Consider the following 12,557-nt stretch of genomic DNA (forward strand, 5'->3'; position numbering starts at 1 on the left):
GATTTAAATTTTGATGTGGTTTAAACGTTTAAGTATCTTAGCAATCCTCATAACTGTGGCAGGCTGCCAAAGCCTCCCACAGCAAACTGATAAAAAAATGCCAGAGAAGGCTGAGCCGAACAAAGAGCAGCAAACACCATCAGGTGTAACGATTCACCCTTATGATCGCGAAGAAATTCAACGTCAAAAAATTGTGATTCCTGAACAAAAGACCAAACAGCAGTTTGATGATGGTCGACAACTCCCTGCATTCAAAAACTTGATGCAAAAAACACAAACCGCTTACCGCCAAGGTCAGTGGAACCAAGCTCAAGGTTTTGCTATGCAGGCGCAACGTATCGCCCCACAGTCAAGTGAAACCTTCCTGTATTTGGCGCTAATTGCCAACCAACAAAAACAACCTGCAAATGCAGAATCACTCGCGCGTCGAGGCCTGAGTTATGCGCAAAGTAATGCCATGAAAAAGCAACTTTGGAGCATTATCTTAAAAGCTGGTCAAATGCAGAAAAACCAAAAAACCATTCAACAAGCCCAGACTGCAATCAAAAGCCTGTCTTAAAAGTACGCTCCATTAAATGGAGCGCTGACCTGCTATACCATAAGCACCATAACTTTGTGCTTTGGCTAAATCAGCTAACTGTAAGCCACCTAGGGCAAAAATTGGGATGTGAATCTTTTGAGCAATCAGACTAAACTGCTCCCAGCCCAAAGTGTCACTATTCGGATGGCTTAAAGTTTCAAGTACAGGGCTAAGTAAAATGGCATCACAGCCAATATTCTGCGCATGTTCTGCACTTTCTGTGTCATGACAGGCCGCAATATAACGTTGACCAACTTTTAAATCGCCTTTACGAAGTTGCATCAGTTGAGATTGTTTCAAGTGTATAGCCGCAATCGCTTGCTGCTGTAAAGGGTTCAGCTCTTTCCACATGCTTACATTCACAATGACTCGCGACAGCTGTTCCACACTCAGTTCCGCTATATTCAAAAGATGCTCAGGGCTTACAGGCACTCTCCAATACATCATTTGCTGTTCAGCTAAAGTCTTCAACAGCGTAATTTGCTCAGAAATCTTAATCACCTGCGGAGCATACAGTCGCTTTAAAATGGCCTGATTGGCTTTAGGAAAGTTTAAATCCTGTAACTCGGCACGTTTAAACCATGCCCAAGGCACACGAATGTCTGAAAGCTGATGATCTGAGACAATGCCATGAAACAAATGTAAATGCACAATGACGTCCTCATATTCAAACTGAATACTGTCAAAGGCATGCCAATCTGTAATATCAATTCCAACTTCTTCTAAAACCTCACGGCGACATGCGTGTTCTGTGGTTTCACCTGACTCAACTTTCCCGCCTGGAAATTCGTGCTTATTACCTTGATGTTGCTCAGCATGACGCCATCCCACCAATACTTTGCCTTGATGTAAAAGAATAGCTATAGCAACTTGAACCAGAGGTTTTGACATAATCAGATTCCATTTCAGATGTGTAGTGTGTTCAGTGACCATATGTAACGATATAGAAGTTTTTTATATTTTCAGCGAGAAAATGTTGACAGCCCCATTCGATAATGATTATCATTTAAAACGTTCAATATACACCACGGAGTCGCCAGAATGAACGCACCATTTAGCTTATTTACTCGTAACGAAACAGCCCATTCACTACCAATGCTACACTCGAACAACTTATTTGCCCTAGGCCGTGAAATTCGCATTATGCACGCAGGAGAAGAGTACCGTCTACGACTCACACGCAATAATCGACTCATTCTAACCAAATAAGAATTATAAAAATTCAATAACAATAATCGTGGAAACAAGCAGTATGTCAGCGCGTACTGCTTTTTAATTGATTTAAAATATTCATTTTAATTTTATCGCTAAAAAAGCATGCTCTAAACCTTAACAACATCCAGCATCAATTCAACGCTTAAACCGCCTAAGTCAGATGGGCTAAATAACAACTGCCCTGCGTGTAAATCGACAATTTTTTGACAGATGGATAGACCTAAGCCTGAGCCTTGTGTTTTTGTACCTAAAGCCCGATAGAAGCGTTCACCCAAACGATGGATAACTGTCACATCTACACCATATCCGCTATTTTCAATACTCAGTCTAAGCTGCTGTCTTTCAATCGTCAGCGTCACAAAAACTTTTGCCTGCTCAGGACTATAACGAATCGCATTATCAAGTACATTCCGTAGTGCACTGAATAACAGCTGTTCATTGGCAAATACATAGACCTCTTTTGCAAGTACCATCTGAACCTCAATCTGTTTTGATTCTGCAAAAGGCTGTAAGGCTTTGACTACATCTTGTATTAACAGACTAAAATCAAATTTGCTTTTGGCTAAACTTTGACTTTGCTCTGGATCTAACCGTGCCAATAAAAGTAAATTATCGAGAACTTGTACCCCACGGCTCACATCTTGCTGAATTGGCTTAAACTCCTGCTCTAGCTCAGGAAACTTACGTTTGAGTACCTGAAGCCGCATTTGTATCGCAGACAATGGAGAACGTAGCTCATGCGAGGCATCTGCGGTAAAGCGTTGCTCTGCCACTAAGGCCTGATCTAAACGAGCCAATAGAGCATTCAACTGAGATAACATCGGTTGTAGTTCAATCAGTTCAGGTTCTGGCATAGAAATAGGCGCTAAATCATTTACCGATTTATTTGAAATTTGCTCTGAAACTTGGTGGATCGTCCGAAACTTGCGTCGAATCGCAAAGTGCATCAATAGCCATTGTACGCACCAGACTAAAAGCAATACCCCACTAAAAATCAAGATAGTGTGCCCAAAGGCTTGAAAACGATCCGACATCAACTGAGTGACTTGTACCTGCAATCCATGCTCATCCTGCGCACTATAAATACGCCAAAGTTTCTGCTCTGACCAGTAAAAGCCATAAGGAGCATCTGAAACCAAACTTAAATGATCCACGGTTATTTTTTCTGGCACATCTTCTGAGGCAGTTAAAAGCTGTTGTGCGTTATCGAGTCGATAGCGAATATCAAACTCATCACTAAGTTCAGCCAAGGCCTGACCATTGCTGACAGTTAAGTCATCTGCCAACAACATATCGGCCATTTCATCCATGATCTCATCTTGCATAGACATGGTCTGATAAACCGACACTCCGATAAACATCAGCAAGGCCAAAAGCCCCGCCAGTATCGAACTGAGGAGCGAACTTTTAACGAGCTGACGTTGTAATGAAATTGGTTGAGCCATTATGCGTCCTGATTCATTCTATAGCCCAAACCACGGATGGTTTTAATACAGTGGCTACCGAGTTTTTTCCGCAGTTGATAAATAAAAACCTCGATGGCATTGCTTTCGATTTCATCTCCCCACGCATATAGGCTTTCTTCTAACTGCTCACGTGTCACCACATGTTCAGGCTTGAGCATCAATTTATGCAAAATTTGAAACTCTTTGGCGGTCAAATTCACGGATTGACCATTTTGAGTTACGCTTTTGGCTTGTGGATCGAGTTGAATATTGGCATAACTCAATATATGCGAACTGCTATTTTGTTGCTGTCTCAGTTGTAGGCGAATACGAGCAGATAATTCCTCCAAACTAAAGGGTTTAACCAAATAGTCGTTGGCGCCCAAATCTAGCCCTTCGACCCGATCTCGAATGCTGTCACGCGCAGTGAGAAAAATCACAGGCGTCGAGAGGTTCTTGCAACGGACTTTCAGCAAAATGTCATCACCTGTGGCATGTGGCAATCCACGGTCTAAAAGCACACAGTCATACTGATGCTGTTCAATGGCCAAAATGGCATGGTCGCCCCGCTCCACCCAGTCCACACTATAACCATCCATTTCAAGCCAAGTTTTAATACTTTCAGCTTGAGAGGCATCATCTTCTGCTAACAATATCCGCACTGCTGAACCTGCCTTATCCCTGTTGTTTAAATCATGCCGTGAAATGATGAAAAATACAAAAACCACAGGGCTAAGATCAAATCTAAGCCATGTGGTTTTTTAAGAAAGTCCAATTAAGGTTGGACTAGAGTGTTTAGAATTTCACTTGATCTACATCAATTTCAACGCGTTTTGTTGGTTTATAGTCAATATCCACTTCACCGATAATAGTGACAGGTGTTTTAGCCGAAATCGCTTTGCCACCCCATAATTCATCATCAATATCGACAGTGATTGAACCTGTTTGGTCACGAAATTCATACTTCTCATCTCCAATGGCTTTGACCACATAACCTTTTAACTGAACATGGCTGTCATCTTTTAAAGTTAATGCATGCTTAACCGTAGTTGGCGTTGAAGCAGCTACAGCCGCTTGGTTCACCGCTGTATTTGCTACTGCCACAGTCGTCGAACCAATCACACCAGCAACCAATAACGCTTTCATCATCATATTCATATCCAGTACCTCTATTTAATTGTTGATCTATTTGATGAAGTTATTAAACCAAAATTAGATGAGCTGAATCTTAAGAAAGCTTCAAGTAAAACATTAAACGCTTAGTTGAGAGGTACGACACGCAACACTTCTTCTAGGGTGGTGACTCCCTCTAACACTTTTCTTGCCCCTGCAATCCGCAAAGGCTCAATGCCTTCTTTTTTGGCCTGCTGACGCAGTGCAGTCAAATCACCATTTGCACCAATTAATTGTTTAGCCTCTATGCTAATAGGCATAAACTCATAAATACCAACTCGCCCTTTGTAGCCCGTTTGACGACACTCTTCACAGCCTACTGCGGTAAAGACTTTTTCAGGCATCTCCATAATATAATCAAAAGTCAGGTGCTCCCACTCTTGGCTATTGATTTGTTTTTCCACTTTACAGTGTGGACATAGGCGCCGTACCAAACGTTGTGCCAATACACCCAAAATGGTGGCTGCAGTTAAAAATGGTTGTATGCCCAAATCGTGTAAACGGGTTAGACTAGAAGGCGCATCATTGGTATGTAGGGTTGAAAGTACCAAATGCCCTGTAAGTGCAGCTTGAATTGCCATATTGGCCGTATCATGGTCACGAATCTCCCCCACCATAATAATGTCGGGATCTTGGCGCATGAGTGCACGAACACCATCAGCAAAACCTAAGTCAATACCTGTGTTGACCTGCATTTGGTTAAAGCTTGGTTCTAACATTTCAATTGGGTCTTCAATGGTACAGACATTCACCTGTTCTGTTGCCAACTGTTTCAATGAAGAATAAAGCGTGGTGGTTTTACCTGAGCCTGTTGGTCCTGTCACCAAAATAATGCCATGACTATGTGAAGTCAGTGCCTTCCAATCACTGAGCAAATGCCCATCAAAACCCAACTGCTGAAAGCTACGTACCAAAACTTCTGGGTCAAAAATACGCATAACCAACTTTTCACCAAAGGCCGTTGGCAAGGTTGAAAGACGTAGTTCTGTTTCTTGTCCTTTGGGTGTACGTGTTTTTAAACGACCATCTTGTGGCTTACGTTTTTCTGCAACGTTCATTCGACCTAAAATTTTAATTCGCGAAATGACCGCCGTTAAAGTATTGGCAGGCATGTTATAAATCGTATGTAACACACCATCAATACGGAAGCGTACTTTACCATTGTCCTTACGAGGTTCTAGGTGAATATCACTGGCACTTTGTTCAAAAGCAAACTGTAAAACCCAATCAACTAATTTAACAATGTGTTGATCATTGGCATCAGGATTTTGACTATCACCTAATTGTAACAGGGCTTCAACGCCTTTATTTTCACGATCATAAATTCCAGACTTCTGTGAATTACTCACAGCGCGACTCACCTGATAATACTCCACCATATAACGTTGTAATTGTTCTGGGCTGAGCAATACGCGCTGGATTTTTTTCGGTGCGACATTGTGCTCCAAATTCGCTACCCAATCCTTCATATAGGGTTGATCTGTCGCAATCAACACTTGATTGGGTTGAACCTCTACGGCCAAGATTTTATTGCGGAAGGCAAACTCTTGGGACATCACCGAAGTCAAGGCTTGAACATCAGCTTTGAGTGGATCAATCACATAAAACGGTAACTGGGTTTTTTCGGCTAACCATTGACATAATCGGTTCAACGTCAGTCTGGACTGAGGGTGTGACTGATCCTGCATATTAAAATGGGCAATCCATTGTAAAGGATGCCACTTTAATTGATCCCGTTGACGGTGCGAGGTTTGTACGAGATTTTTTTCTTTTTCAGTAATTCGCCCATCTTTAAAAAGTTGATCTAAGCACCAAGTGGTATCAATTTCAAAATTAAAATTCATTGTTATACGTCCCCAAACAGAACACCACTATAGCAAGATTTTCGAGATTATTTTGTACAAAGCACAGGCAAATCCTATAAATATAAAAAAGCATGTCAGCTGATCAATATAATCATGAAATAACTACGCTTTTTCTCTATTTTGACTTGAATCCACCACCCGCATTCGCCTATATTTTAAACGATTCATTTGTGTTTATGAGGTAGGCTTTGGACTTCAGTACCATTTCAATCGACAACTATGCTTTATCTGACGTCCTGTTTACATTGGCCTCAGCTTTGGGCTGTGGTTTGCTCATTGGTCTAGAGCGAGAAAGAAGCAAGCAACGAGAAAACCAACAGAGCTTTGCAGGACTGCGCTCCTTTGCCATTTGTGCCCTTCTTGGTGCTATTTGCTTTTTATTTGGTGTCACCATTGGTATTGTGGGTGCGCTGATCATTGGAGGTATTGTCCTATTTTCCATGAAAAACCAAACTGAGGACTTAGGCTCAACTACTGAGCTTGCCTTTGTAATGACTTATTTTATTGGCGCCATGTGCCTGTGGAATACACCTTTAGCAGCAGGTCTGGCTGTACTGCTGACCATTATTCTCATGACTAAACACTCCATGCACAGTATTGCAGGAAAATGGATTACAGAAGCAGAATTTAAAGACGGTATTTTCCTATTGGCTCTCATTTTAATAGCCCTTCCCTTAACACCGAATACGCCTTTATGGGGCGCTGTGCTGAATCCTTATATCATTTTAAAATTAGTCACACTCATTCTGGCTGTTCAAGCCCTTGCACATATCGCCAAACGATTGTTAAGCACTAAAAATGCCATGATTTTATCCGCCATTGCTTCTGGTTTTGTATCCAGTACAGCCACTATTGCTAGCTTGGGCATGGAGGTTCGAGCAGGTCGGGCACAGGCCAAATCCAATGCAGGTGCTGCTCTGATGTCATGTATCGCAACTTTATTGCAACTGCTCATTATTGTGGCGGGCGTCAGTATGCTCTGGCTCAAAACAATACTGTTACCCACTCTAATCGCATGTTTGATTTTAGGACTCTCTGCCTATACTTTAGTCCGCACTGCCCCAGCTCAAGAACAGCAACTGAGCAGTGATTCACGCATGTTTAGTTTAAAAGAGGCAGGAATTATTGCCCTGAGCTTAACTCTCATTCAGGCAGGAGTATATGGACTTCACCTGTGGCTAGGCGAAGCTGGCTTAATTGCAGGAACTTTACTGGTCTCTTTGTTTGAAATCCATGCGGCGATGGCAACCGTGGTGATGCAAGGTACCCCCACAGATACTGCTGTTATATCCGCCTTTATATTTGGTTTAGCCGCACATGCGATTGCCAAATCTGTGAATGCCGCTTTAACAGGAGGGATGCAATACTTTATTGCTTTTGCACCGATTCAAATTTTACATATGATGGTTTTAATCGGCTTACTGTACTGGATGATTTTTTAAAAAAACTTAACTTACTTATTTTTATGAAATTTATTTATTTATTCAATACTATTAACCTATAATCAGCCCGCTTTATTTTTAAACAACAACGTTATTAATAATAAATTTTTTGAATTGGGTACTTTATGAAATTTAAAATATTATCATTTGCAATTTTTAGCACACTCATGCTGAGTGCATGTGGTGGAAGCTCTGATAGCTCAAATAATACAAGCACGAGCAACAACTCAACAACTACTGACTCATCAAATAATAATTCAAATACCGCTCAGCAATGGGAAATATTCCGTATTGATTATTGGTATGATCAACTCAATCAATTTGGTGATTTCAATGTACTGAATACGCAAATTACACTGGTGGATGGTAAAGCCTATGCCACTTTAGATGCAGATGATGATACAAATGAAATTTACTTAACTACGCAAGGCGAGTATCAAACATTCGGCTCAACCCATAGTCGTTATGGCACTTTAATGGGTGAAATGACCTTTTCCAATAATCAACTCAAACTTCGCCCTTATTCAGCAATTGGTTCTACAGGATTAGAATTCACGTCAACTGTCAGCAAACGTGATATTTCAGGCGAAAGTCTACTTGCAACGGTAGACCCTGAGTTGAATTGGAACTTGAACTATCCTCAATATAGCGTCAAATATTCAGATGAAATCAATACAAAATTAAAAGCCTACCAAGCTTTAAAATTCCCAGCAGGTTCAACCTGCCTACTGGAAACCCAATATTCTAATAATCAGGAATATTTACTTTTAGCTGAAAAAGATGATGAATATCAACGTCTCTTTAAAGAATATACAGAGCGATTTACCAACCAAACTAAACAAGAGTATTTTAAGCTCACAAAATTTAAAAATGTTCTTGCCTACCATTACAGTCCTGATGGAACTGAGGCAAATGCTTTCATTGGATATGCTCAATACAAAGACAGTTACTATTCAAGTTCAAAAGCAAATGCTGGGGTAGAGTCTAATCTTGCAGATGACATTCAATCAGAGAAAGACCTCATCACAAACAATATGTCTACCGAAGAGAAAAACGCACGTTTAGCTAAGGCAGATGGCTTAAATAAAGGTTGTGACCTGTATAATCCAATTGCAGCAAGTTATTTAGAACAAAACTTAAAGTTCTAAATGACTTGAAAAGCATGCTACCGATGAGCGTTTTAATGGCTACAGGAACTCAAAGTTCCTGTATTTCCACACACGTTTCATTTACCTTAAATTTCACATCTAAGTTTGCAAATCTCATCCCATAAATTCGCGCTTCATCATCTTGATATGCAGGTCGTGGGTCTAAAGATAAAACCGCCTCAAGCTCCTGTACTGTCTGCATAGAAATTTTGCCATTTGCTAAAAGCTGCTGCTTCTGTAGCAAAGCCAGATCAGACCACACCACCACCTTTCGTTTAGGCTCATCTTGTGCATAACCACTTTCAGCATCTAAAACTGCATCTGAATAGTGAATATAAGGCTTAATATCCACAATTGGCGTACCATCGAGCAAATCACTCCCTGTAACATACACACGAACTGACCGCCCTTCTTTTTTTACCGCTTTTAATTGAACTACAGATAGGCCAATTGGCGCTGGACGATACATGCTCCGTGTGGCAAACACTCCTATTTTTTTGTTGCCCCCTAAGCGAGGTGGTCGAACTTGTGGACGAAACTGTGCTTTTTCTTGATTCTTATTGTCATGAAACTGCCAAACCAACCATAAGTGACTAAAAGCCTCAATCCCCTCAAAGGCCAAAAGATCATTATAAGGGGCTGACATTTCAATATAGGATTCCACTTGTACCAAATTAGGCTGGCGAGGAATACCAAACTTTTCTTTATAAGAAGAGTGCATATAACCAATAATTGGCAAGGTTAACTCAGTTATCATCACTTTTTCTAATAAGCTCAATTAAATATATTCAGTTTATCGAGAATGATTTTAGATTAGAATAGCAAGCTGTTCTAATTTGATAATTTATTGAGACCTTTAATGGCTGCTTTCAACGTCGAAAAGATTACTCACGTCCACCATTGGAATGATACTTTATTCTCTTTTAAAACGACACGCGACACTGCACTGCGTTTTAAAAACGGTCAATTTGTGATGATCGGCCTTGAAGTAAATGGCAAACCGTTAATGCGTGCTTATTCTATTGCCAGTGCAAACTATGAAGAAGAACTAGAGTTTTTCTCAATTAAAGTTCCAGATGGCCCATTGACATCTATCTTACAGAAAGTAAAAGTGGGCGATGAGATTCTAATCTCTAAAAAACCAACAGGGACTTTGGTTCTCGACGACTTGAACCCTGGGAAAAACTTATACCTCCTTTCTTCAGGTACAGGTCTTGCACCGTTCTTGTCTACAATTCGTGACCCAGAAACCTATGAACGCTTTGAGAAAATCATTGTTGTACATGGTACTCGTTTCATTTCTGAATTAGCCTACCAAGACCTAATCCTAAATGAACTTCCAAGCCATGAATTCTTTGAAGAACTTGGTATCAAAGACAAATTGGTTTACTACCCAACGGTTACTCGTGAAGAATATCCAAACCAAGGTCGTGTAACGACAGCGATTGAAACTGGCGAATTGTTTGAAAAAATTGGACTACCACGTTTCAACCCAGAAACTGACCGCGCTATGCTTTGTGGCAGCCCAGCGTTCTTAGATGACGTTGCAGCACTTCTCGATCAACATGGTCTAAAAGAATCACCTAAAATGGGTGTACTGGGTGATTATGTTATTGAACGTGCATTCGTTGAAAAGTAAGATCGTATAAAGATATTAAAAAACCGAAGCTTAGGCTTCGGTTTTTTTATTTACTCTGCTTGTCTTTTTCTCTAATATTTGTACAAAAGAACAAATCTTAAATTTATACAATGACCTTTCCAAAACTCAATTTTAAAGACTATTTACACCCAAGACCTCAACCTAAAGGTCTCGATGTACAGTGTAAACTTCAGCATTTCGCCCTCATTACTTATGCACTCGACCCTACACGCTTCAAAGACATTATTCCCCCTCGATTTAAATTAGACACTATCCTTTATCAAGGCCAACAATGTGCTTTGATGTCTGTCGTTCCTTTTATTGATGTTGACTTTAGCTCCGCCGTCTACCCTTTTCCTAAATTTACTATGGGACAAACCAACTATCGAGTGTATGTGATTGATCAGGAAACACAGGAACGTTGTGTTTGGTTTCTAGGCACAACTTTGGACTCTTGGACGCTGATCTTTCCACGCTATGTTTGGCAACTGCCATGGCATCCAGCCCAAATTGAGTTTGACTGTCTACAAGATCCGACTGGCTTATACATACAATACAAAATGCGAACCCAATCTGCATGGGCTAGCTCTGAAGTGAATTTAATTCAGGCTCAAGATGACCACTGGTTTTTTGAAGGCTTTCCAGATTTAGAAAGTTACCAAGTCTTTCTTACACATCCTTTGGCAGGATTTTATCATCGCCGTGATGGCAAACTCGGTACATATCGTGTGTGGCATGAGCGCTTAAATCCTAGACCCGCAACACTGCACTACGCGCGCTTTGAGCTGTTAGCAAGGCTTAACCTTATATCCTATGAAGATCAACTCAAGCCTTATAGTGTACTGATTGAACCGATCAATGAATTTACAATTTACTTACCCCCAAGCGTACTCGAAACTGTAGCAAATTAAATTCTAAAAAAATTAATTCTATTTAAGTTATTGAATACTAGAGGCAATGAATAAATTTCAGCCAAACTCAAGACATATTGGTTGTTTTTCTCCACAATTTCTCTATAATTCAACAAAACAGACAAGTCTGTCTATTTTTGCTGAAATACTGAATGACCGAAAACATTCAGAGGGTACAAAAAAATATAAGAAGGCACGTTTAAGTTGCTCATATTCATATCACTCATTAGTGTCAAATAATGAGTGATATGAAAAATAAATTATTATCAGCAAAGCGCGATAATCTAACGGTTATCGCGCTTATTTATTTTTGATTGAATTTTATAAAAGTCTGCATGATTTCAATCAATAAGAATGTAATTCTTAGATGCTACATTCTTATTTTTAATAATTTAAGCCGCAACTAATTCCATCTGAATCAATGTATTCACACGCTTCCAATACTCTTCCAAATGCACTTGATTTGGGTCAATTTGAGCTTGAATAGTCATTCCATCCAAAATACTAGAAAGAAAACCAGCCAACTGTTCATCTTGCTTCACCCCTAAATGATGCAATGCTTGGCGCAACTTTCCTTTCAACCACTCTTTATAATCAATTGCTGGTTGGAGCGATGACGGATAAATTTTTGAAATTTCTTCGACTGCTTTTTGAAACATGCAACCATTAAAGTCTGTCGTATGAAACCATGTATTATACCATTCAAAAATTGCGCGAATATGTGAGAGATAATCACTTGGGTCACACGCAGCAATCGTTGCATCGAGAGACTGCTGCAAATTTTGGTTTCTAGTCACTAAGCATTCTTCAATTAATTTAGCTTTGGAAGGGAAATATTTGTAAAATGTCATTTTAGCAACGCCAGACTCACTAATAATTCGATCCACACCGATAGAATTGTAGCTATGTGAGTTAAAGAGATTAAGCGCTGTATTAATGATGTCTTCTTTTTTTGACATTTATTTTACCTGATGCACAAAACTTTAAAATTAGACCACTGCCCCATAAGAACACCACAAGAATATGAAATATATCGTTTCGAAACGATATTATATATCAAATTTAAAACAACACTGTTTTTTTATGGGAAACCTCACTAACATTAAAATAAGCACATGAAATATAAGAGATTTAAATTA

13 protein-coding genes are annotated in these 12,557 nt (G+C 39.9%); 6 read left to right on the forward strand and 7 right to left on the reverse strand.

Annotated features, from left to right (window positions below; all coding sequences use genetic code 11):
* Positions 1-13: 13 nt before the first annotated feature.
* Positions 14-559 carry a tetratricopeptide repeat protein gene (locus tag DPG01_RS13110; RefSeq protein WP_110975393.1) on the forward strand — a complete coding sequence of 182 codons (546 nt, stop codon included), beginning with the start codon at positions 14-16 and terminating at the stop codon, positions 557-559.
* A gap of 12 nt (positions 560-571) precedes the next feature.
* On the opposite strand, the gene DPG01_RS13115 is transcribed toward DPG01_RS13110, so the two are convergent.
* The gene (locus tag DPG01_RS13115; protein WP_110975394.1) at positions 572-1,471 is read right to left on the reverse strand and encodes an NUDIX domain-containing protein; all 900 of its coding nucleotides are present in this window, start codon (positions 1,469-1,471) and stop codon (positions 572-574) included.
* Between the two features lie 150 nt (positions 1,472-1,621).
* Between DPG01_RS13115 and hemP the strand changes: the two genes are divergently transcribed.
* On the forward strand, positions 1,622-1,789 hold the full coding sequence (hemP, locus tag DPG01_RS13120; RefSeq protein ID WP_004696105.1) for a hemin uptake protein HemP: 168 nt from the start codon (positions 1,622-1,624) through the stop codon (positions 1,787-1,789).
* Positions 1,790-1,902: 113 nt separating this feature from the next.
* Here hemP and DPG01_RS13125 read toward each other — a convergent pair whose 3' ends face one another.
* From DPG01_RS13125 to DPG01_RS13140, 4 genes are all read right to left on the reverse strand, one after another.
* Positions 1,903-3,240 carry a sensor histidine kinase gene (locus DPG01_RS13125; RefSeq protein WP_110975395.1) on the reverse strand — a complete coding sequence of 446 codons (1,338 nt, stop codon included), beginning with the start codon at positions 3,238-3,240 and terminating at the stop codon, positions 1,903-1,905.
* Positions 3,240-3,902, reverse strand: a complete 663-nt coding sequence (locus DPG01_RS13130) for a response regulator transcription factor (protein ID WP_110975399.1) — start codon at positions 3,900-3,902, stop codon at positions 3,240-3,242. Before DPG01_RS13130 ends, DPG01_RS13125 begins: the two co-directional genes overlap by 1 nt.
* Positions 3,903-4,035: 133 nt before the next feature.
* Positions 4,036-4,398 carry a NirD/YgiW/YdeI family stress tolerance protein gene (locus DPG01_RS13135; RefSeq protein WP_086207892.1) on the reverse strand — a complete coding sequence of 121 codons (363 nt, stop codon included), beginning with the start codon at positions 4,396-4,398 and terminating at the stop codon, positions 4,036-4,038.
* A 101-nt stretch (positions 4,399-4,499) separates the two neighbouring features.
* Positions 4,500-6,257, reverse strand: a complete 1,758-nt coding sequence (locus tag DPG01_RS13140) for a GspE/PulE family protein (RefSeq protein WP_086207893.1) — start codon at positions 6,255-6,257, stop codon at positions 4,500-4,502.
* A gap of 209 nt (positions 6,258-6,466) precedes the next feature.
* On the opposite strand from DPG01_RS13140, the gene DPG01_RS13145 reads away from it, so the two are divergent.
* Positions 6,467-7,720: an MgtC/SapB family protein gene (locus tag DPG01_RS13145; RefSeq protein ID WP_110975396.1), complete on the forward strand. Its 1,254-nt coding sequence runs from the start codon at positions 6,467-6,469 to the stop codon at positions 7,718-7,720.
* Positions 7,721-7,845: 125 nt separating this feature from the next.
* The gene (locus DPG01_RS13150) at positions 7,846-8,868 is read left to right on the forward strand and encodes a hypothetical protein (protein ID WP_228157004.1); all 1,023 of its coding nucleotides are present in this window, start codon (positions 7,846-7,848) and stop codon (positions 8,866-8,868) included.
* A gap of 49 nt (positions 8,869-8,917) precedes the next feature.
* On the opposite strand, the gene tsaA is transcribed toward DPG01_RS13150, so the two are convergent.
* Positions 8,918-9,625 carry a tRNA (N6-threonylcarbamoyladenosine(37)-N6)-methyltransferase TrmO gene (gene tsaA / locus DPG01_RS13160; protein ID WP_086207895.1) on the reverse strand — a complete coding sequence of 236 codons (708 nt, stop codon included), beginning with the start codon at positions 9,623-9,625 and terminating at the stop codon, positions 8,918-8,920.
* Positions 9,626-9,727: 102 nt separating this feature from the next.
* Here tsaA and DPG01_RS13165 point away from each other — a divergent pair, with 102 nt between their 5' ends.
* Positions 9,728-10,507, forward strand: coding sequence for a ferredoxin--NADP reductase (locus DPG01_RS13165; protein ID WP_086207896.1), 780 nt, complete (start codon positions 9,728-9,730; stop codon positions 10,505-10,507).
* Between the two features lie 110 nt (positions 10,508-10,617).
* A complete protein-coding gene (locus DPG01_RS13170; RefSeq protein ID WP_110975397.1) occupies positions 10,618-11,418 on the forward strand; it encodes a DUF2071 domain-containing protein in 801 nt (266 codons plus the stop codon).
* Positions 11,419-11,810: 392 nt separating this feature from the next.
* On the opposite strand, the gene DPG01_RS13175 is transcribed toward DPG01_RS13170, so the two are convergent.
* Positions 11,811-12,377, reverse strand: a complete 567-nt coding sequence (locus DPG01_RS13175; protein WP_110975398.1) for a TetR/AcrR family transcriptional regulator — start codon at positions 12,375-12,377, stop codon at positions 11,811-11,813.
* Between the last annotated feature and the right edge of the window lie 180 nt (positions 12,378-12,557).

It is taken from the genome of Acinetobacter sp. WCHAc060042 (assembly GCF_003231195.1).
GTDB lineage: Bacteria > Pseudomonadota > Gammaproteobacteria > Pseudomonadales > Moraxellaceae > Acinetobacter.

Bases quoted from the DNA above. Each gene is read 5' to 3' on its own strand.
- DPG01_RS13110 (WP_110975393.1), top strand. From the start codon at position 14: ATGTGGTTTAAACGTTTAAGTATCTTAGCAATCCTCATAACTGTGGCA.
- DPG01_RS13115 (WP_110975394.1), bottom strand. From the start codon at position 1,471: ATGTCAAAACCTCTGGTTCAAGTTGCTATAGCTATTCTTTTACATCAA.
- hemP (WP_004696105.1), top strand. From the start codon at position 1,622: ATGAACGCACCATTTAGCTTATTTACTCGTAACGAAACAGCCCATTCA.
- DPG01_RS13125 (WP_110975395.1), bottom strand. From the start codon at position 3,240: ATGGCTCAACCAATTTCATTACAACGTCAGCTCGTTAAAAGTTCGCTC.
- DPG01_RS13135 (WP_086207892.1), bottom strand. From the start codon at position 4,398: ATGAATATGATGATGAAAGCGTTATTGGTTGCTGGTGTGATTGGTTCG.
- DPG01_RS13140 (WP_086207893.1), bottom strand. From the start codon at position 6,257: ATGAATTTTAATTTTGAAATTGATACCACTTGGTGCTTAGATCAACTT.
- DPG01_RS13150 (WP_228157004.1), top strand. From the start codon at position 7,846: ATGAAATTTAAAATATTATCATTTGCAATTTTTAGCACACTCATGCTG.
- tsaA (WP_086207895.1), bottom strand. From the start codon at position 9,625: ATGATAACTGAGTTAACCTTGCCAATTATTGGTTATATGCACTCTTCT.
- DPG01_RS13165 (WP_086207896.1), top strand. From the start codon at position 9,728: ATGGCTGCTTTCAACGTCGAAAAGATTACTCACGTCCACCATTGGAAT.
- DPG01_RS13170 (WP_110975397.1), top strand. From the start codon at position 10,618: ATGACCTTTCCAAAACTCAATTTTAAAGACTATTTACACCCAAGACCT.
- DPG01_RS13175 (WP_110975398.1), bottom strand. From the start codon at position 12,377: ATGTCAAAAAAAGAAGACATCATTAATACAGCGCTTAATCTCTTTAAC.